Source organism: Bacillus sp. FSL W8-0848 (genome assembly GCF_038007805.1).
GTDB lineage: Bacteria > Bacillota > Bacilli > Bacillales > Bacillaceae > Bacillus > Bacillus glycinifermentans.
The window spans coordinates 1,164,842-1,184,282 of the sequence record NZ_JBBOYB010000001.1 but is presented as its reverse complement, the minus strand read 5'-3'; the positions used below and the strand labels follow the sequence as shown (position 1 = coordinate 1,184,282).

Below are 19,441 nucleotides of genomic sequence, written 5' to 3'. Positions count from 1 at the left end.
CAATCATTCGTTCTATATTAAGATATAATGGGACCTTTAGGGTAAGGAGCGTATATATGGATATTTTTAAAAATCGTAATTTCGTCCGTCTTTTTTTCGCAGCTTTCTCTTCTCAAATGGGAACGACAGTTGGAAATATGGCTTTCGCTTTCTTCTTGCTCGACAGGTTCAGCAGCCAGCCGGCATACACGACGATCGCCGAGCTGATGTATTCTCTTCCGACAGTGTTCGTTTTCTTTATCGTCGGTGTGGTTGCTGACCGTTTTGACCGCAAGAAAGTAGCTGAAAACTGTGATTGGATCAGAGCGGGTTTGACTGTCGTTCTCTTTTTTGTATTGTATTTACAATCCATTCCGCTTGTATTTTGCGTTCTGTTTATCAGAAGCGCCGTGACAAAATTTTTCTATCCGGCAGAAGCGAGTCTGGTTCAGGCCATCCTGCGAAAGGACCAATATGCCCAGGCAGCAGGGCTTAACCAAATGCTTTTCAGTTTATTTATGCTGTTCGGCGTAGGCCTCGGAGCCTTTATGTATAAAACGATCGGCCTGCACGGAGCGATCGCCCTCGACTTTATAAGCTTTATTGTTTCGGGGTTTTTGATCCGTTCCTGCAACATTCCGCTTGAAGCGCGTCAGCCGAACGGACAAAAAGGCTGGAAACACATTACCATTAAAGATTCAATGCACGACTTTAAAGAAGGCTTCGTTTATATTTTAAAAAACAAACTGCTTGCCTCGCTTGTGTTCGGATATTTTATTTTCGGGCTTGTAAGCGGCAGTTTATCCGTTCTGCCGATGTTTAAAATGAAATACGAGCTGTCCCCTGACAGCTATGAGTGGCACACGTCCCTCTTTACGGTCGTTCTCGGTATCGGACTTTTGGCGGGGGCCGTCGGCGGCGCTCTGCTTTCAAAAAAAGTGAAGCCCGAATACTTGATGTCGATTCCGATCTTTATTGCGGGAGCGTTTGTCATCCTCCTCGGGTTTACCGATCAATTGCCGATTTACTATGCGGCCGCTTTTATCGCCGGGACATGCATCGGGCCCGTCAATACCGCACTTGGCGGATGGATACCGAAAATCGTTCATCCGCGGCTGATGGGAAGGGTCAGCGGTTGGACGGATCCGCTTATGATGATCGCCCAATCTTCGGCGCTCGGATTGATCGCCCTCTTATTCCCCGGCATTATCGGCAAGGTTGATTATATATATTACGGATTGGCGGGCGTTATTATAATAGCCGCATTGTACTATTTTATCGCGCTGCCCAGATTCAGCGCCCAGACGGCAGAGATCGATGTGCAAGCCGCATTGAAAAGACAAAAAAATGCAAAAGCGAAAATAAAATCAGTTTTATAAAGAGAAAACCGCGCGTTTCGTTAAAAAAACGCGCGTTTTTTAATGGAATATTTGCATTTTCTCTTGTATTTCGTATAATTTAGACATAAGCCTTACACCTTTAGGAGGTGATGAGGAAAGAATGGATAGGAGAGAAAAGATGGACGACCATAATCATACTAAAGTATTAAAACCAACAGTTGAAAACCTTTCAAAAGCGATTTACACGGTCAATCGCCACGCAAAAACCGCGACCGATCCAAAATACCTGTATCTCCTGAAAAAGAAAGCTCTGCAAAAGCTCATCAATGAAGGAAAAGGAAAAAAGGTAGGACTTCACTTTTCAAAAAACCCAAAGTTCAGCCAGCAGCAGTCAGATGTGCTTATTTCTCTCGGAGACTACTTTTTTCACATGCCTCCAACTAAAGAAGACTTCGATAACCTTCCGCACTTAGGTACACTAAATCATTCTTATCGGAACCCTAAAGCTCATATGTCATTGAACATCGCAAAGCAGCTTCTGCAGAAATACACGGGATTGAAGGAAAAGCCGCTTATCACGAACAGGAAGCGCCCTTCGGCAAAGCCTGTATTCAAGAAGCTTGGCGAAAGCTATTTTTGATCATAAAAAAAGCCTCCAAAGGAGGCTTTTTTCAATTATTGATTTTGAAAAATATATTTGTCGAGCTTTTCGATCAGTTCGTTCAGCTCCGGCTTGCTGATCTGCTCATCTGCACCGACCTGCTCACCTTTATGGCGCAGGTCATCTGTAATAAGCGAAGAGAAAATCAATATCGGCATTCCGGCGCTTAACGGGTTGTCTTTCAAAAGCTTTGTTAAACGGTGGCCGTCCATCTGCGGCATTTCGATATCGGTGATCATTAAATCGACTTTTTCCTGAAGCGGCGTGCCGTCCTCGATCAGCTCTAAGGCATGCTCATAGGCATCTTTGCCGTTTTCAAACGAAACGATGTTGTTGTAGCCCGCTTCGTTCAGCTTTTCAACTAAAAGGCGCAGCAGCAGCGGAGAATCCTCGACAATGATCAGCTTTTTGTCCGTTCTTCTTTGGTCAAATTTCTCATCCTTCACATGATAAGGATCAAGGCCGGATTCAGACTCAAGATCAAAAATGATTTTCTCATAATCAGGGAGGAAGATCATCGTTCCGTCAAGCTTGATAATCCCTGTCATATGCCTTTCCAACCCTTGATTCAAGGCTGTCGGCTTTTCGATCTCTTCCCATGACACACGGTGGATTTGCGAAACGGCGCCTGTGTGAAACACGATTTTCCGCTTGTTGAATTCGGTGACAATATACTTTTCCTGCTTTTCTTCTTCACCGTGCTCAACATTGAAAAATGAGAATAAATCAATGACAGGGAGGATTTCGCCGCGCAGGGTGATCATCCCCTCTACATGCCTGTGGGAATGCGGCACTTTCGTGATCTCGACAGGCTGGATGATTTCTCTGACTTTCATTACATTTATGCCGAAAATATTGTGACCCACTTCAAACTTCACAATTTCTAATTCATTCGTTCCGGAATTTAATAAAATTTCCTGTTTGTTTAAAGACACTGATATCCCTCTCTATCCTACTTGGTGTTGTACCTTTTATATCGGCGTCTTTTGTTAAAAGTTGATGCTCTGTGTCATGCTTTTGGTTTTACGGTTTGATGGATGACAAGACCGGTTAAAGCAAGCAAAATCAAGGAGCCGAAAGCCATTCTGCTCGCAATGTTTCCAAGGTCTTTAAACAGCAGGGTAATCGAACCGTACAGAAGCGGTCCAAAAATGGAGGAAATTTTCCCCGAGAAAGCAAACAGCCCGAAAAACTCGCCCCGTTTGTGCTCCGGCGTCAGTTCAATAATCAATGTTCTCGAAGCGACCCAAGTCCCTCCGAGCGCGATGCCAAACAGGCTGCCCGCGACCCAAAACAGTGCTTGAGATGCCGTAAACACACCGATGCTTAAAGAGATGATCAAAATGACGGTGATGAGGCTGACCGCTCTTTTCGCCCCCATCCACTTCGTCACATAGCCCCACAGGAATGAACCGACAATGCTTGCCACGGTTGATACGAGATAGAGCAGGATAAACTGCCCTGTCGAAAAACCGATGACCGACTTTGAGTATACCCCCATCATCGCGACCACCGTAGAAAGGGTGTCATTGAGAAAAAAGTAAGCGATCATAAACAGAAAAACCGGACGGTACAATCGAATGTCCTTAAACGTCTGCACGATTTCCCTGTAGCCGCTGAAAAACGGCTTTTTCTCCATCGGTTCCGGCCTTCTGCGCTCCTTTGTAAATAAAAGATACGGAAAAGAAAAGATCAAAAACAACAAAGCGGACGGAATAAACGCTCGATAAAAATCGTGGTTGCCGACCATGAGATAGACCGTTAAACCGGCCAATGTGCCAATATAGCCTACGGCGGTTCCAAACCCGGAGATAAGCGGGATTTCTTCCTTAGTTCCCAAATCAGCCAAAATCGTGTCATAGAACACCAGGCTGGAATGATAAAAGAACTTCGCCGTTACAAACATGACGACAACGAGCATCAAAGATAACGGCAAACCGTAAAACGATTGCCCGAAAGAACTGCCTGCAAACACCCCCATGAAGACGGTGCAGGCGACAGAAATCGCCGTGAACAGCGCAATATACCGCTTCTTCCTGCCCGTGCGGTCGATGAGCACCCCGAACAGCGGCGTAAAAATGACCAGCAAAAAGCTTGCGGCGGCGTTTGAGTATGAAATAAACGTGCTGGCGACCTGATTCATGCTCGCGTTTTCGCCGACCGCCTCCTGCAGCCAAAAAGGGAAAAAGATCGTGACGATATTTGATGAAAAAATCGTGTTCGCAAAGTCGTATAAAGCCCAGGAAATAATCGGAAGCGTAAAAAACAGCTTTAACCCTTTACCTGGCGTCCGTTTGACTGCTTGTTCTTGTTCCGGCTGAATCATAATATAGCTTCCCCCTATTTTTAATCTTTACGGCATAACAGCACGCATTCAGTCCGAAAGCGTGCTGTCTTTTATCCGTTATTTTTTTAAGACGATTGTTCCGGCCAGCAAATCGTGAAGCGCTTGTTTCCTCTCCGTGAAAAACGCTAAAATATAACCGACCATCAAAATCGGGGATAAAAAGCTTCTTGCCATAAAACGTCCGGCAGCTTGGCCAAACGAGATTCTCCCCCCTTCTGCGTCGGCTACGAGAATCCCCATAATTTTCTTGCCGAGCGTAGCCTGCCATTTCGAAGATTCCATCAGCGTGTAATAAAGAAAATAAACGAGCAACGCAAAAGCGCCGATGATCGCCGTTATTTTAAGAAGCGAGAAGAAAACGGCGAAAATTTCAGGTTCTGTTACATAATTATTATCTTTTTCCAACATGGTCATAAAATCGGCATCTCCCATCAGCATCAGCGATGCAAAAACAGTAGAAATCAGATACATTGGGACACCAAGAATGATTCCGTCAATGAGAGAAGCCAAAAAGCGAGAACCGATCCCGGCATATTCGCCCCCAGCAGAAGGAGCGGCTTCATGTTTACTTAATTCCAATACATTTCCTCCTAACATCTGACTTCTATATACTACTAACATTTGCCGATTTTGATCAATATATCGAGCGGTTTTTTAAGCTGAAATTAATGTATTTCATCATTGACTTTCAGGCGCAACGTGTTACAATGGTCAAGGATTTTTACAGGAAAGGTGTTAATGATGGGAACAATTGTGATAATCAAAGATCACGAACTAACCGTTTTAGAGGACGCAAGCAAAGCCATGTATTCGGAAATGAAAAAGGATGCTGCAGAACGCGAAGATGAAATCTATATTTCCTGGAAAGAAGATCTTGATCCAGACTATGGTTATTGATCTGTAAGACAATCTCCCTGATTGTCTTATTTTTCTTTAATGCGATGCCGGCCTGCATATATTCGCTTTCGTCTACATAAAATTGATTGATTAAAAGATGACAATTTAACTGATGATGGTAAAATAAGATCAACCACAACATTTTTTAAGGTGATGAAAAATGGAACATTTGCTTAATCCAAATGTAAAAGACATTGAAATTTCGGGAATCCGCAAATTCTCAAACCTTGTATCCCGGCATGAAAACGTCATTTCTTTAACAATCGGCCAGCCCGACTTTTTCACGCCCCACCATGTCAAACAGGCCGCAAAAAAAGCGATAGATGAAAACCATACATCTTACACGCACAATGCGGGCTATCCGGAGCTGAGACAAGCTGTCCAATTGTATATGAAAAAAAAGTCTGATGTTAACTATGAAGCCGAAACCGAAATCATCGTCACAACGGGGGCCAGCCAGGCCATTGACGCTGCGTTTCGCACGATGCTGTCTCCGGGTGACGAAGTGATCTTGCCGGGACCGGTTTATCCCGGATATGAGCCGATTATCAGGCTGTGCGGCGCCGTCCCTGTGATCGTCGATACGACGTCTTACGGGTTTAAGCTGACAGCGAAGCTCATCGAGGAAGCGCTGACCCCGAAAACAAAATGCGTCGTTCTCCCTTATCCGTCAAACCCGACGGGAATGACGCTTTCCGAGGAGGAGCTGAAGGAAATCGCTTCACTCCTGAAAGGGCGGAATGTATTTGTCCTTTCAGACGAAATTTACAGCGAGCTTACATTTGACAGGCCGCACCATTCGATTGCATCCATGCTCCGGGATCAGACGATCGTCATCGGCGGACTTTCCAAATCCCACAGCATGACCGGCTGGAGAATCGGATTTCTGTTCGCGCCTAAAGAAATCGCCAAACATATTTTAAAAGTTCACCAGTACAACGTGTCATGCGCTTCTTCGATTTCGCAAAAAGCGGCTTTGGAAGCCGTCACAAACGGATTCGACGATTCGCTGATCATGAGGGAACAATATAAAAAACGGCTTGATTACGTGTACGACAGGCTGGTGACGATGGGGCTCGATGTCGTGAAGCCGTCTGGCGCATTTTACATTTTCCCGTCGATCAAATCGTTTGGAATGTCTTCCTTTGACTTCTGTACGTCGCTTCTTGAGGAAGAGGGGCTTGCGATTGTGCCGGGCAGCTCATTCTCGGAATATGGGGAAGGCTATGTGAGGATCTCTTACGCATATGCACCGGATACGCTGCGGGAGGGGTTGGACCGTCTGGAGACATTTATTTTCAAGAAGCGCCAATCGCTTCAGACTACATAAACAACGGCTTTTACGCCGTTGTTTTTTTATTTTGGAAAAGAAATGACGAAAGTCGTGCCTTTTTCAACCTTGCTTTTGACTTCGATCGTTCCGTTATGGTTTTCGATAATATTAAAGGTTACCATAAGTCCGAGGCCGGTTCCTTTTTCTTTTGTCGTCAGAAACGGCTCTCCGATTCGTTTGAGGACATGCTCTGGTATCCCTTCACCTTCATCTTGAACCGTTACGGTAACGGACTCATCGGTTTCGTTGACGCCCAAATGGACGGTTCCGCCGTCTGGCATCGATTCGACAGCGTTTTTAATCAAGTTGATAAAGACTTGCTTCAGCTGATTTTGATCGCCTTTTATAAACACTTTTTCAACCGAGAGATTCGTATTGATCAAAATGCCGTTTAAGTTTGCCTGCGTTTCCAGAAGAGCCGTCACTTCGCGGATCAGCCTGACGAGGTCAAGCTTTTCTTTCAGGGCGTTTTGCTGCGGCTTGGCCAGCATGAGAAGCTCGCTTAATATCAGTTCGATTCTGCTCAATTCGGAAAATATAATATCAAAATAGTGCTCGTTTTCTTCCATCGTCGGCTTCATCAGCTGTAAAAATCCTTTAATGGCGGTAAGCGGATTGCGGATCTCGTGGGCGATTCCGGCTGCAAGCTGACCGGCAATCGACAATTTTTCCGAGCGCAGCATCAGCTCTTCGGTCTGTTTTCGTTCAGAAATGTCCCTTAAAATGATCTGAACGGCCGTTTCGCCGAAAAACGTCGTCGGAATGCAGACCATTTCGGTGTAAATGAGCCGTTTTTCAAACGTATACCAGGTCTGTTTGATGATTTCCGATTCAGATTTGCGGTCCGTGATCCGATTGAGCCTCGTTTTCACGTTTTCATGATCACAAGGATGAAGCTGTTCATATATATCCCTGCCGATTAAATCTTCATACGTTTTCGCTTCAAACAGCCTGATCCCGGATTCGTTCATAAATACCCATTTTCCTTTGTGGATCACGGCAATCGTGTCAATCGAGTTTTGGATCAGGAGCTGGTAGCGTTCCCTGCTTTTTTGCAAAATCGTTTGAAATTTTTTTCTTGACGAAATATCAATGAGCAGAAGAAGCTCCGCTTTTTGATTTTGAAAAACGGTCGGAGCCGCTTTCACTTCAAGGTGAACTTGCGTGCCGTCGAGCCTTTTCCACGTTTGCTCGATCATGCCGACATCAAGCCCTTTTTGCATTCTTTTAATTCGGTTTTTGACGATTTCGTGGTACTCTTTTTCGATAAAATCGTAGGAATACTTTCCGATAATTTGCCGTTTGTGCTCTGCCCCGAGCAGGCTGACCATGGCGTCATTGACATAGACGATTTTTCCTTGAACGCTGATGCACAAAGGACTGGGCAAGCCTTCCACCATCGCTTCAAATTCCTCTTTCTCCGGAGCTCCGGCGGTTTCCCCAAGCTCGGCTTCCTCATGTAAAGAGCTGTTCTTCTTAGAGGGACGGTCTTCAAACACTTTCATTTTGAGAACAATTTCCCGTTCTTTTTCTCCGACATGGGTCGTCACAAAATCGATCGATGCTTCAATCCAGATCATCGTATAATCTTTTTTCACAAATCTGAAGGTGCACGGCAGCAAATGGTGTTCATTGTAAAAATAACTTTCTACCAGAAAAAGATCGTCTTCGTGTAAATAGTCCTTCAAATACGTACCGATCAATTCACTCTGCTTGTAGCTTAACAGCTCTTCGCAGTTTGCGGATATGTATATAAAACGGCCGTTTGCTGAAAGGACTGCCTGTAAATTCATATGAGGTTTATATTGTTCAAAACGTTTTGTTTTTTGTTCCATCATATCCCTCCTTTATACCCTATTCATGACCAGCATTCATTAAAACGATTTTGTTTAAAAGGATTCGCTAAAATGCGAGAAATCTCCTTCAAAACTTCTAGCATTCGTCAAATTTTGATAACAAAAAAAGAACACGGAATTGACCCGTGTTCTTTTTTGTCTAATCTTTGCTGTATTTTTTTTGCAGATCGACATAAGCTTTGACGATTTTGGCGGCGATGTTTTTGTTCATCTTCGTTTTGTCGTCAACAGACGGAACGACTACACTGAAGGCAACCTGCGGATTTTCCGATGGGTAATAGCCCGCAAAGGTGATATTGTAAGTTGGTGTACCCCACCAGTTTCGGTTTGTACCGTAGTAGTTCGTCTCTGCCGTTCCGGTTTTGCCTGATACGTCAAGCGAGCCGAATGCGCCGGCGGCAGTTCCCGTCTGGGTTACTCTTTTAAATCCCCGCTTGACGATGGCGATGTCGCTTGGGGAATTGTTGATGCGATTAAGAACATTGGGAGAACGCTCTTCAATGACAGGACCGAGTTTTTCGCTTTCAGGCTGGTGGATGCTTTTCACGACTCTCGGCTGCACTCTGTATCCGCCGTTGGCAATCGCTGAAACGTATTGGGCGAGCTGCAGAGGCGTGTATGTGTCAAACTGTCCGATCGCTTCATCAAGAAGGAGACCCCCGACTATTTTCGGGTTCGTCTGCATCCCGGCCGACTCCTGCGGCAAGTCAATGCCTGTTTTCACGCCGAGCCCAAATTGATTGTAGTAATACCTCATTTTCTTTAAGTCCTCCAGGTCTGCCGGAAGGGGGGCGCCCGGTGTGTACGTTATGCCAGCCATCCTCAATGCCACATAAAACATATAAACGTTCGAACTTTTTTCCAGCGCTCTGACTTCATCAGCCCAGCCGATGGTGTTTCCTCTGTAGGAGCCTTTTTTAACTTTCCCTGCGAAGGTCAGCTGATGATCTAAATATCTCTGCCCGTGCGGCATACCGTCTTGATAACCGGCAAGCACTGTCGCGCCTTTGACCGCCGACCCCATTTCATACTGTGTCGTAAAAGTGCCGATCGCATAATCGGTTATTTTGCCGTCGATGATCCGCTTTCCGGCCATTGACAGAATGTCTCCGTTGTTCGGATCCATCATGACGACGAACGCCCTGTCCAGCATGTAGTTTGAGCCGCGGAATTTATTAAGCTCCTCTTCGATAGCCTCTTCGACTTTCTTTTGGAGCTCTATATCGAACGTCAGCTGCAGATCGTAGCCGCGTCTTCCTTCATCGACCGTTTTCTGGCTGACGACCTCGCCTGAACGGTTTTCCGTATATTGCACCTTCGCTTTTTTCGGGTTTAAATATTCTTCATACTGATACTCGAGATAGCTTTTTCCGACCCTGTCATTCCGGGCGTAGCCTCTCGTCAGATAAAAGTCCTGCCTTTCCTTGAGCAGCCCCTGCTCAGGTGTCGTAACGCCTCCGAAAATCGAGTGCAGCGTCTTCTCGTAAGGATATTTCCGCGTCCAGTCCATAATGACGTCGACCCCGGGCAGCTCTTCAAGATGCTCGGAGACGCGCGATACCTCTTCATACGTTAAATCGCGGGCAGGCTGCTGTTTTGACGTTTTTTCGTCAAGCAGCTGGGCGTCCCCCTTTGCCGCGGTTTTCGGATTCATCGATTTTACGATTTGCGGTTCATAGGCGTAGCCGCCGGAAAACCTTCTGAAAAACGCCGCCGTTTCGAGCTCCTGTTTATCTTTCTTAAGGGCTGCGATTTCTTCGGCTGGAACCCGGTCAACCTGAAGGGCGTATGTTTTGCTGGACTCCAGTTTTTTCTCATCCTTGCTCAAAAGCGCCTCGGCTTTTTTCGGATGTGCGGCAAGCCAGTAGTCCTTCAAGTCTCTCTCTTTCAGAAATGACGTATCGATATCGATCAGCTTTGCAAGCTTTTTGGCCGTGCTGATTTTTTCTTTCGTTTTTGTATTCGATGTCACCGTGTACGTAATCGCCGGGACGCTTTGGTTGTCAACGACAACCCTGCCGTTTCTGTCGTACATTTTGCCCCGTGGAGCCGGATAAGACGCGATTTTGGCTTCGGTTTTTGAAGCCTGACGCTCATATTCCTCTCCGTTGACGATTTGTACGAGGCCGAGCTTCACGATCAGTGCGGCGAACAAAGTGAACACTGCAAAGAAATACAGATTAATCCGCCACATGCGTGAACGCCTGCTTTTTTTTATTTGAGCCGGATCATGTCCAGTTTCAGTCACCCACAACTCTCTCCTCTCACGATATTCCACTTTTGCATTAAATAACTGAGTCTTATTGTAACACTTTTGTAATGGTTGTTACAATCTGTAGTTTTGAAAAAGGCTGTCAATCACTTTTTCTATTAAAATTTATCTAACATATTTAAAATTTGGTACGTTTATGACAAGACGTGTAAAAATACAAATTGGTTGCACATTGTCAGAAAAGGATTTTCCCTTTTTTTATGACAAAGTTAACAACAAATGTACACCAAAGGAAATTAATGGATCAATTATTTCAAAAAACGCATGTTATGATGCTAGTGTACAAAACAAAACTACAACATTTAGGAGGATCATAGTTTATGAAAAAAGCTTTTCTTCTATCAGCGGCTGCTGCTGCATCGATCTTCACGTTCAGCGGTCAGCATGCGGATGCTAAAGAGCAGCCTCAAGTTCAAGTGAAAACCATTCATTCTATAAATATTTCTGATTTGGCCGGCAAACTGAATATTCAAAATCCGAACCAGCTGTCTAAAGCTGACCAGGAAAAAATTCAGTCTCTGCTTCGTTCTTATATGAATCAAGGAAATCAGCCGAAAGCATCTGCTCCGGCTCCAAAAGCGTCCAAGCCTGCTCAGAAACAGGAAGCTTCAAAACCTGCGGCTTCTAAAGAGCAGTCTTCTGAAACAAAGCAAAACACGACAGCTTCTTCAGTAAGTGCATATGAAAAAGAAGTCGTTGACCTGACAAACGCCGAAAGAACTAAACGCGGCTTAAAACCTCTGAAACTGGATGAGAAACTAAGCAGCGTCGCCCGCAAAAAATCTGAAGATATGAGAGATAAAAACTACTTTGATCACAACAGCCCGACTTACGGCTCCCCTTTTGACATGATGAAGAAATTCGGCATCACATACCGTACAGCCGGTGAAAACATCGCAAAAGGCCAAAGAACGCCAAAAGAAGTCGTACAAGCCTGGATGAACAGTGAGGGCCACAGAAAAAACATTCTGAACCCTGACTTTACAAATATCGGTGTCGGCTATGTGAAAGACGGAAACATCTGGACTCAGCAGTTTATCGGAAAATAAGCCTGACCAAAAAAACCACTTGCGATTTGCAAGTGGTTTTTCGTTTATTGATACTCTGTCCATAGCTTGTAGATGCTTTGTGTGCCGCTGTTTTCCTCGCCTTTTTCAGCGAGGCGGTCATAAAGGGATTTCGCGAGCTCAAGTCCCGGCATTTTTTCTCCCATCAGCTCGGCTTCTTCAAGCGCGATTCCCATATCTTTAATAAAATGCTTGACATAAAAACCCGGTTCAAAGTCGCCTTTCAGCATCCTTGGCGCGAGGTTGGAAAGAGACCAGCTTCCTGCGGCTCCGGTGGTGATGCTTTTTAGTACATTTTCCGGGTCAAGACCCGATTTTTTGGCGTAGGCCATCGCTTCTGCGACGCCGATCATCCCTGCGGCAATCGCGATCTGATTGCACATTTTCGTATGCTGGCCGCTGCCTGCAGGTCCTTGATATTGAATGTTTTCGCCCATGATCGAAAAAATCGGCAAGCAATCTTCAAAAGCCTTCCGTTCTCCGCCGACCATAATGGCGAGCGTACCGTTCCGCGCGCCGATGTCTCCCCCTGATACCGGGGCGTCCAATGCGTAGAGTGACTTCTTCCTGGCAGCCGCTTCGATTTTTTTGGCGAGCGACGGCTTTGAGGTTGTCATGTCAATAAGATACGAACCCTTTTTGGCATTTTCAATAATACCCCCGCTTCCAAAGTACACTTCCTCGACATCCTGCGGATAACCGACCATTGTGATGATCACATCTGCCGCTTCCGCCAGTTCTTTAACGGAGGATTTCCACTCTGCTCCTTTTTCAAGAAGGTTATCGGCCTTCCGCTTTGTTCTCGTATAGACGACTACCGGATACCCTTCTGTTAAAATATGAGACGCCATGCTGTTTCCCATGACCCCCAGACCGACGAATCCGATCGTTTGTTTCATGTTGTCTCCTCCTTAAATTGCTTTTACCATACCGCCGTCTACTAACAATGTTTGCCCAGTCATATATGTATTGCGTCCAGATAAAAGAAAGCTTGCATATTGGGCAAAATCTTCAGGCCGTCCATAGAAACCGAGCGGAATTTGCTTTTCATAGTCTTCTTTAACCTCATCTTGGGAAAGGCCCGTTTTTTCAGCTTTTTGCCGATCAAGCTCTGCAACGCGGTCTGTCGCAATTCTTCCCGGTGCCAGCGTGTTGATCAAAATCCGATCGTCCGCCAGCTCTTCCGCCAGTGTTTTCGTGAGGCCGACGATGCCCATCCGGAACGTATTTGACAATAAAAGCCCCGGAATCGGCTGTTTGACTGATGATGAAGCAATATTGATAATCCGTCCGCCGCCTTTTTTTAAATAAGGAAGAGACTCCCGGATTAAGCGGATATAGCTGAGCAAATGAAGCTCAAACGATGATGTCCAATCTTCGTCCGTCAGCTCCAGCAGACCCCCGCCTTTTGGACCCCCGACATTGTTGACAAGCATGTCGATCGCCCCGTAGGTTTCGGCCGTCTTTCGAACAAGCGCTTGAATGTCCTCTGCGTTTGCAAGGTCGCACACTTGGTAAGATACAGAGCCGCTGCCGAGCGCGTCGAGTTCTTGTGCGGCACCTTTTAAGGATGCTTCATGCCTTCCAGACAGCATGATATTGGCGCCTTCTTCAGCAAGCGCGGAGGCGATCGCTTTCCCCAGCCCTTTGCTGCTTGCGGCGACAAGCGCGGTTTTTCCTTTGATCTTTAAATCCACAGACATCAGCTCCCTTCTTTTTTATAGTGTACCATGCGTCGCCTGAAAATTGGAATAAAGGAGAACCCCCTCCTTAAAAGAGGGGGCGGCGTTTGTTCGTTATACGTTAAATTTGTTAATCGCGTCCAGCAGCTCTTTGTTTGCAGTGCTGAGCGTTTCGGTCGATGTCGCAATCGTTTCTAGCGCCGCAAGCTGTTCGTTGGTGGAAGCATTGACTTCCTCAGCGGCTGCTGCCGATTGCTGGGAAATGGCTGAAATGCTTTGGATCGAATCCGTCATCTGCTGCTGCTCGGCGCTCATCACCGAGATCTCTGAATAAATGTGATCAATCGATTTGACGAGTTCCTGCATTTCTGCGGTAATTTTGCTGAGCGCTTCTCCCGTCTCGTGAATCATGTCATTTTGCTGTTCATTCATCTTGCTCGCTTCCGTCATGGCTGAGACGGCTTCTTTTGTTTCAAGCTGAATCTGTTTGACGGTTTCGCTGATGTTCTGGGATGAGGCAGCCGATTGTTCGGCCAGCTTTCTGACTTCCTCCGCCACTACGGCGAAACCGCGCCCGCTTTCTCCGGCCCGGGCCGCTTCAATGCTCGCATTAAGGGCGAGCAGGTTGGTTTGGTCCGAGATGGCTGAAATCGCTGTGACGACTTCTTCGATGTTTTTCGTTTTTTCTTCGAGTTTTTGAAGCATTTGCTCCACTTTTTTCGTTTCGGCATTGGCTTCATTCGATTTTGCCAACAGCTGGCCGAGCGCATCGATTCCCTCGTAGCTTGCATCTTCCGACGTTCTCGAAAGCTTCTGGATGCTGTCGGCGTGGTTTTCGATTTCTTTAATTTTGACAGACAGCCGTTCGGATTTTTCATTTACGGTTTCGACCTCGGCAGCCTGTTCTGTCGCACCGGCTGCCACTTCTTCAATCGCCTTGGCGATTTCATCGCTCGTCGATACCGTTTCCTCTGATACCGCACTCAGCCGGTCGGTCGATTCAGATACTTTTCCGGAGGACGCCCTTACTTTAAGGATCATCTCTTTCATATGATCGACCATTTTGTTAAAGTCATTTGTCAGCGTGCCGATTTCGTCTTTTGATTTAACAACAGACTGAACGGTTAAATCACCTTCAGCGACAGCTTTTGTCTTGGTAATGAGCTGCTTAATCGGCCCTGTAATCGATTTCGCCAGGAAATAGCTCAAAATAATGGCGGCCGCTAAAGCGATTGCAGAAATGATGATGACCATTTTGTTCATTTCACCCGCGACCCATAGCAGCTTTCCGCTTTCAAATTGCGTGCCGATTTTCCAACCGGTGCTGCCGACGGTCTGATATGCGATGACGCTGTCTTTGCCTATCTTGATGCCGTCCTGTCCGGAAAGGACGTTTTTATATGTCTGATCCTGCGACATATCTTCGCCTTGTTTTGACGGATGCGCCAGCATCATCCCCTGTTTGTCGATTAAAAACGCATATCCATCATAAGGCATTTTTTGGTTTTCAATAATTTTGTTGATTGAATCTAAGGACAGGTCAAAGCTGACGACTCCTTTTACTTTTTGATCGATTACGATCGCTTTTGCAGCCGTGATGGTCAGCTCTCCGGAAACGGCGTCTTTGTATGGCTCCGTCCAGACGACTTTGTCAGGCGTTTGTTCAGCTCCTTTATACCAAGGTCTTTCAGCCGGATTATAGTTTTTTTCAAACGTTTTCTTAGGGAATGTGAACATTTCCTTTTGATCTGTACCGATATAAACTAAATTGACAAACTCATTTTTCTCTTTTATCTGTTTTAAATCATCGTTGAGTAGCTTCGTGATGTCGCCGTTCCTGTCTTTGAGGAACGTTTGGGCCAATTGCCCGTCGCTTATTTGCTCAAGCGCCGTTTCATAGTTTTTCAGCTGGAGCTCGATATTTCCTTTAAGCGAACTGAGCAGGCTTGAAGTAGAATCTTTTGCTTCTTCCTCAAGCATCGATTTTAGGATGAACGTTGTTGAAAATTGGAGAACGATCACTGTCAAGATCAGGACGACAGCTACGAAACCCGCAATTTTAATGTGCAGTTTTTTAAACACGCGACCCCTCCTTTTTACATACACTTTCATATTTTTTATCGGCTTTTATTCCTATTGTTTAAGACAAAAATCAATTTATAATGAAGGGAAATGAAAAAGGGGTGATGGGTGATCCTCAAACAGTTTTTTGTCGATGACGGTGCAATGTACCAGCAGGTGGAGATCCGCAATTATTCGTATGAAGATATTCCGGCTTTGGTTTCTCTGCAAAAAGAATGCTTTCCTCCGCCTTTTCCGGAAGAGCTTTTATGGAATGAAAAACAGCTACGTTCACATATTGACGTTTTTCGGGACGGTGCGCTTTGCGCAGCGTTAGGAGGGCGCATCATCGGCTCAATGACAGGTTTGATCATCAATTTTGATCCGGATCGCCCCCGCCACAAATGGGAAGACGCGACAGATCGTGGGTACATCCGGAATCATCAGGAAGACGGCAATGCTCTTTATGTCGTTGATATTTCCGTTTCCCCTCTGTACCGGAAACTCGGAATCGGGAAGCGGCTGATGCAGACGATGTATGAATTGACGGTGTTTAAAGGTCTCGAACGGCTTTTGGGAGGCGGGCGCATCCCCTGCTACCACAAGTCGGCTCATAGCATGTCCCCTGAACAATATGTGCAGGCCGTTTTAGACGGCAAAAAGCGGGATCCTGTTCTGTCGTTCCTTCTGCACTGCGGACGGTCGCCTCTTTGCGTCATTCCGGAGTATCTTGAAGATGAGGAATCGCTGAATAATGCTGTATTGATGGAATGGAAAAATCCTTTTTTGACATGATGATAAAAGGAACCCCCTGATTGCAAAGAAGGTTCCGGACCAGCACAATCAAGGGGAAAAAGGGCTCTCCTATGTAAAATACTCGATCTTGGATTCGGGAAAATACTTGTCGACATACGATTCCAATGCGCTTCGCAGCTCCGCTTCTTCGTCTTTTTGATAAATGTATTTTCCGATCCCGTATCTGCCCCATTTGTAGCGGCGCTTTTCTTCATCAAGTTCGAGCTTTGATTTCGGATAGTTTTTTTCGATAACCCGTTTGGCCGGTTTTGTAAATCGATGCTGGATCATTTCAAATGTAATGTCATTTCTGACATGGCGCGGCAGCGCCTGATCCAGCTTTTCGAGAAGGATTCTGTAGCCATCCTGCCAGCCGTCGTGAATGTAAATAGGCGCGATGATGAAGCCGAGCGGATAGCCGGCTTCCGCGACTTTAACGGCCGCTTCAATCCGCTTGTCCAGCGGGGATGTGCCCGGCTCAAAGTTTTTAATCACGAAGTCTGCGTTTACGCTGAATCTGAATCTTGTTTTGCCGTTGTGCTTTGCGTCGAGCAGATGGTCGACATGGTGGAATTTCGTGACGAAGCGCAGCCTGCCGAGATCGGTTTGTCCAAAATGCTCGATCGCCCGCTTTAACGTGTGGGTTAAATGGTCGATTCCGACGATATCAGACGTGCAGGATGCTTCAAACCTCGTCTGCTCCGGAGCCCTCTCTTTCATATATTGATCCGCCTGATCAAGAATTTCCTCAACATTGACATATGTTCTGATATACGGCTTGCTTCCCATGGTCGTCTGCAGATAGCAGTAGTGGCAATGGCCCATGCAGCCGGTCGCAAACGGTATCGCATATTCAGCGGAAGGCTTTGACGAATCAAAAGTTAACGTTTTTCTGACGCCGATCACTAAAGTCGATTTTGCGTTTCGGTATTTTTGCAAATGGCCTTCTCCCGGTATATTCCGTACCTGGTTGTGGGAAGTCGTCTCTCTGATCTCTAGTCCCATTCGGGAAAATTTATCTTTCAGCTCCCTTCCGAGCGGATATTCCAAAGCGCGCGGCTCAATATAGACAAGCTGGGGAACAAACGGTTTTATCATTGGAAAAAAGCACACATCCTTTACTTATTTCCAATACTTTTTGCCATATTCCCCGTTTATATGCGGACTTTACTCAAACAAATCCCGGTAAAGCCGCTCTGCCTCCTCGTATGAAGAAAAAACGGCATCATCCTCGGCGAACGCATGATACGTATCATAAATAAACAGTGCCAGTTCGCCTTCGTGAAGGGGATGCTCGACAACCTCGGCTTCTTTGATATGCGCTACGTTTGCAGCATGCGGGTTCCGATATATGACATACACATGATCCCCGGCTTTGACATGTTGTTTTGACATGAGAAAAACTCCCTTCTCTTTTCGGGTCAACTCGTATTATCCCCGTCCGCCGCAGGCTGCATTCAGAACAAACAACAAAAAACCCAGACATAAATGATCTGCACCCTGTCAAGTAGACAGTGGAAATAACTAAAACACACTAGACGGCTTTAGCCCTGTATTCCACTGGGCTGAGGCCGTTTAGTTTTTCTTGTAGACGATCGTGGTTGTAAAAGTGGATATATTCATCAATTGCGCTTTGAAGTGCCTCAAATGTCTCGTACGAATTCCGTCTGTATTTCTCGCATTTTAATTTCCCCCAAAACGACTCAATGGGGCCGTTATCAATACAGCGGCCGACGCGGGACATACTCTGTGTCATATTTGCGTTTTCAATCATCCTTCTAAACTGGTGGGACGTGTATTGAAAACCTCTGTCGCTGTGAAGGAGAGGACGTGCGTTTGGGGCTGCCTCAAGCGCTTGGTTCAAGGTTTTAAACACAAGGGCGTTATTATTGGATTTCCCCAGCACATAAGACACGACCATTCCCTCATGAAGATCTAAAATGGCACTGAGGTACGCTTTCCGATGGCCGTATTTTAGCTCTGTCACATCAGTCACCCATTTTTGATTTGGTTTGTCCGCTTTAAACTCTCGATTCAGGATATTTTCGGACACATGTTGAGGCGTCGCTTTGCCGTAACGTTTTTTCTTCCGCCGAATGACACACTCCAGCTTGGCAATTTTCATCAGCCGATAGATGCGCTTATGATTGAGGCGCTCTTTAAAGCGGCGGTTCATGTTTAAGGTCATTCTGCGGTATCCGTAGATACCGCCAATTTGTTCGTGAAGTAGCGCCATTTTGGCGATAATCTTTTCATTCTGTTTTTCTCTCGCTGAAGGTACTCGGCTCCTCCATTTGTAATACCCCTGGCGCGAAACTTCGGCAATCTCACATAACATTTGGACAGAAAAGCCTTCTTTTCGATTCAGCTCTAAAATGGCGAGATATCGATCTTCGTACCGAACCTGACTTAGAACCGCCTCCTTTTGATCTCTTCCAACTTTTTTAAGAACGCATTCTCTGCGCGCAAACGCTCATTTTCCTGTTCCAGCCGTTTGTTTTCCCGTTGAATTTTTTCTTCAGGTGTCAGTTCTTCTTCGGTTTTGCGTTTCCCTCGGTTGTCTTTTAAGGCCTCTTCTCCGCCTTCTTGATACTTTTTCACCCATTGATACACCTGTTGGTAGGAGACTTGATGAATCTCCATTGATCTGGCGTAGTCCTTTCCATGAGCTAGACAATCCTTCGCAATCTCAATCCGTTCTTCCAATGAAACGTTCTTCCGTTTGGTCATCAAACGATTCCTTCCTCTCCCGCTGTCTTTTAACGTTTTATGACCATTATAAAGCTCAACCCACTTCATGAGTACGGATTTACTGGAAATCTTATATTTTCTCGAGATTTCTCTTTGAGAGTAGCGTCCGGATAAGAAGTCTTTCACGGCATTGTATTTTAATTCTGCGGGATAGAACTTATGGCGCTTTGAACGTTCCAAACTCTCCACACCCGCCATATCATGCGATGTTCTCCATTCACGAATCGTTTCGGCATGAATGCCATATTTTTCTGCGATCTCCTTCACCGAATTATTGCCCTGATCACATTCTGATAGAATATTCAATTTTTCTTCTTTTGAAAACCATTTTCCAGCCATGAAAAAACTCCCCCAAGGCAAACAGATTTTTTTATTTCATCTGTCTACCTTTAGGGGAGCA

At 45.8% G+C, this 19,441-nt stretch carries 16 protein-coding genes and 2 pseudogenes; 6 read left to right on the top strand and 12 right to left on the bottom strand.

The features are described 5' to 3' along the window. Positions 1 to 56: 56 nt before the first annotated feature. Together NSQ39_RS06310 and NSQ39_RS06305 are read left to right on the top strand one after the other, a co-directional pair. The gene (locus NSQ39_RS06310) at positions 57 to 1,358 is read left to right on the top strand and encodes an MFS transporter (protein ID WP_057957608.1); all 1,302 of its coding nucleotides are present in this window, start codon (positions 57 to 59) and stop codon (positions 1,356 to 1,358) included. Positions 1,359 to 1,497: 139 nt separating this feature from the next. Continuing rightward, on the top strand, positions 1,498 to 1,959 hold the full coding sequence (locus tag NSQ39_RS06305; RefSeq protein ID WP_057957609.1) for a YkyB family protein: 462 nt from the start codon (positions 1,498 to 1,500) through the stop codon (positions 1,957 to 1,959). Positions 1,960 to 1,994: 35 nt separating this feature from the next. On the opposite strand, the gene NSQ39_RS06300 is transcribed toward NSQ39_RS06305, so the two are convergent. The 3 genes from NSQ39_RS06300 to NSQ39_RS06290 all read right to left on the bottom strand — a co-directional run bounded on the left by NSQ39_RS06300 (position 1,995) and on the right by NSQ39_RS06290 (position 4,906). Beyond that, entirely contained in the window at positions 1,995 to 2,915 is a 921-nt protein-coding gene (locus NSQ39_RS06300) for a chemotaxis protein (RefSeq protein ID WP_175076965.1), read from the bottom strand. 74 nt (positions 2,916 to 2,989) lie between these two features. Continuing rightward, on the bottom strand, positions 2,990 to 4,306 hold the full coding sequence (locus tag NSQ39_RS06295; RefSeq protein ID WP_048353039.1) for an MFS transporter: 1,317 nt from the start codon (positions 4,304 to 4,306) through the stop codon (positions 2,990 to 2,992). A gap of 78 nt (positions 4,307 to 4,384) precedes the next feature. Continuing rightward, complete coding sequence (locus tag NSQ39_RS06290) at positions 4,385 to 4,906, bottom strand: RDD family protein (protein WP_236809841.1); 522 nt, start codon at positions 4,904 to 4,906, stop codon at positions 4,385 to 4,387. A gap of 162 nt (positions 4,907 to 5,068) precedes the next feature. On the opposite strand from NSQ39_RS06290, the gene NSQ39_RS06285 reads away from it, so the two are divergent. Both NSQ39_RS06285 and NSQ39_RS06280 read left to right on the top strand, forming a co-directional pair. Then, a complete protein-coding gene (locus tag NSQ39_RS06285) occupies positions 5,069 to 5,224 on the top strand; it encodes a hypothetical protein (RefSeq protein WP_172796347.1) in 156 nt (51 codons plus the stop codon). Between the two features lie 160 nt (positions 5,225 to 5,384). After that, positions 5,385 to 6,565: pseudogene (locus NSQ39_RS06280) on the top strand (aminotransferase A); the annotation flags it as partial. Between the two features lie 15 nt (positions 6,566 to 6,580). Here NSQ39_RS06280 and NSQ39_RS06275 read toward each other — a convergent pair. Together NSQ39_RS06275 and NSQ39_RS06270 are read right to left on the bottom strand one after the other, a co-directional pair. Then, the gene (locus NSQ39_RS06275) at positions 6,581 to 8,392 is read right to left on the bottom strand and encodes a PAS domain-containing protein (RefSeq protein WP_046132424.1); all 1,812 of its coding nucleotides are present in this window, start codon (positions 8,390 to 8,392) and stop codon (positions 6,581 to 6,583) included. A gap of 160 nt (positions 8,393 to 8,552) precedes the next feature. Then, a complete protein-coding gene (locus tag NSQ39_RS06270; protein ID WP_175076962.1) occupies positions 8,553 to 10,661 on the bottom strand; it encodes a peptidoglycan D,D-transpeptidase FtsI family protein in 2,109 nt (702 codons plus the stop codon). Between the two features lie 344 nt (positions 10,662 to 11,005). On the opposite strand from NSQ39_RS06270, the gene NSQ39_RS06265 reads away from it, so the two are divergent. Then, a complete protein-coding gene (locus NSQ39_RS06265; RefSeq protein WP_046132426.1) occupies positions 11,006 to 11,734 on the top strand; it encodes a CAP domain-containing protein in 729 nt (242 codons plus the stop codon). A 44-nt stretch (positions 11,735 to 11,778) separates the two neighbouring features. Here NSQ39_RS06265 and NSQ39_RS06260 read toward each other — a convergent pair whose 3' ends face one another. From NSQ39_RS06260 to NSQ39_RS23055, 4 genes and pseudogenes are all read right to left on the bottom strand, one after another. Beyond that, entirely contained in the window at positions 11,779 to 12,651 is an 873-nt protein-coding gene (locus NSQ39_RS06260; RefSeq protein WP_046131857.1) for an NAD(P)-dependent oxidoreductase, read from the bottom strand. Positions 12,652 to 12,663: 12 nt separating this feature from the next. Further along, on the bottom strand, positions 12,664 to 13,449 hold the full coding sequence (locus NSQ39_RS06255; protein ID WP_175076997.1) for an SDR family oxidoreductase: 786 nt from the start codon (positions 13,447 to 13,449) through the stop codon (positions 12,664 to 12,666). Positions 13,450 to 13,548: 99 nt separating this feature from the next. Then, entirely contained in the window at positions 13,549 to 14,475 is a 927-nt protein-coding gene (locus NSQ39_RS23060; RefSeq protein ID WP_414826761.1) for a methyl-accepting chemotaxis protein, read from the bottom strand. A gap of 15 nt (positions 14,476 to 14,490) precedes the next feature. Beyond that, positions 14,491 to 15,414: pseudogene (locus NSQ39_RS23055) on the bottom strand (HAMP domain-containing protein); the annotation flags it as partial. Positions 15,415 to 15,660: 246 nt separating this feature from the next. Between NSQ39_RS23055 and NSQ39_RS06245 the strand changes: the two are divergent. Further along, on the top strand, positions 15,661 to 16,290 hold the full coding sequence (locus tag NSQ39_RS06245; RefSeq protein ID WP_048353132.1) for a GNAT family N-acetyltransferase: 630 nt from the start codon (positions 15,661 to 15,663) through the stop codon (positions 16,288 to 16,290). 69 nt (positions 16,291 to 16,359) lie between these two features. Here NSQ39_RS06245 and splB read toward each other — a convergent pair whose 3' ends face one another. From splB to NSQ39_RS06230, 3 genes are all read right to left on the bottom strand, one after another. Then, positions 16,360 to 17,388 carry a spore photoproduct lyase gene (splB, locus tag NSQ39_RS06240; protein ID WP_046131855.1) on the bottom strand — a complete coding sequence of 343 codons (1,029 nt, stop codon included), beginning with the start codon at positions 17,386 to 17,388 and terminating at the stop codon, positions 16,360 to 16,362. Positions 17,389 to 17,457: 69 nt separating this feature from the next. Beyond that, the gene (locus NSQ39_RS06235; RefSeq protein WP_046131854.1) at positions 17,458 to 17,685 is read right to left on the bottom strand and encodes a transcriptional regulator SplA domain-containing protein; all 228 of its coding nucleotides are present in this window, start codon (positions 17,683 to 17,685) and stop codon (positions 17,458 to 17,460) included. A gap of 139 nt (positions 17,686 to 17,824) precedes the next feature. Next, positions 17,825 to 19,380, bottom strand: a protein-coding gene (locus tag NSQ39_RS06230) for an IS3 family transposase (protein WP_231947364.1) whose coding sequence is annotated in 2 segments (ribosomal slippage) — positions 17,825 to 18,723 and positions 18,723 to 19,380 — 1,557 coding nt in all. Because the reading frame shifts where the segments join, the coding sequence is not laid out codon by codon here. Positions 19,381 to 19,441 lie beyond the last annotated feature (61 nt).

Excerpts from the sequence above, each read along its gene's own strand:
- NSQ39_RS06310 (WP_057957608.1), top strand. The coding sequence starts at position 57 with ATGGATATTTTTAAAAATCGTAATTTCGTCCGTCTTTTTTTCGCAGCT.
- NSQ39_RS06305 (WP_057957609.1), top strand. The coding sequence starts at position 1,498 with ATGGACGACCATAATCATACTAAAGTATTAAAACCAACAGTTGAAAAC.
- NSQ39_RS06295 (WP_048353039.1), bottom strand. The coding sequence starts at position 4,306 with ATGATTCAGCCGGAACAAGAACAAGCAGTCAAACGGACGCCAGGTAAA.
- NSQ39_RS06285 (WP_172796347.1), top strand. The coding sequence starts at position 5,069 with ATGGGAACAATTGTGATAATCAAAGATCACGAACTAACCGTTTTAGAG.
- NSQ39_RS06275 (WP_046132424.1), bottom strand. The coding sequence starts at position 8,392 with ATGGAACAAAAAACAAAACGTTTTGAACAATATAAACCTCATATGAAT.
- NSQ39_RS06265 (WP_046132426.1), top strand. The coding sequence starts at position 11,006 with ATGAAAAAAGCTTTTCTTCTATCAGCGGCTGCTGCTGCATCGATCTTC.
- NSQ39_RS06260 (WP_046131857.1), bottom strand. The coding sequence starts at position 12,651 with ATGAAACAAACGATCGGATTCGTCGGTCTGGGGGTCATGGGAAACAGC.
- NSQ39_RS23060 (WP_414826761.1), bottom strand. The coding sequence starts at position 14,475 with ATGATCCTTAAAGTAAGGGCGTCCTCCGGAAAAGTATCTGAATCGACC.
- NSQ39_RS06245 (WP_048353132.1), top strand. The coding sequence starts at position 15,661 with ATGTACCAGCAGGTGGAGATCCGCAATTATTCGTATGAAGATATTCCG.
- splB (WP_046131855.1), bottom strand. The coding sequence starts at position 17,388 with ATGATAAAACCGTTTGTTCCCCAGCTTGTCTATATTGAGCCGCGCGCT.
- NSQ39_RS06235 (WP_046131854.1), bottom strand. The coding sequence starts at position 17,685 with ATGTCAAAACAACATGTCAAAGCCGGGGATCATGTGTATGTCATATAT.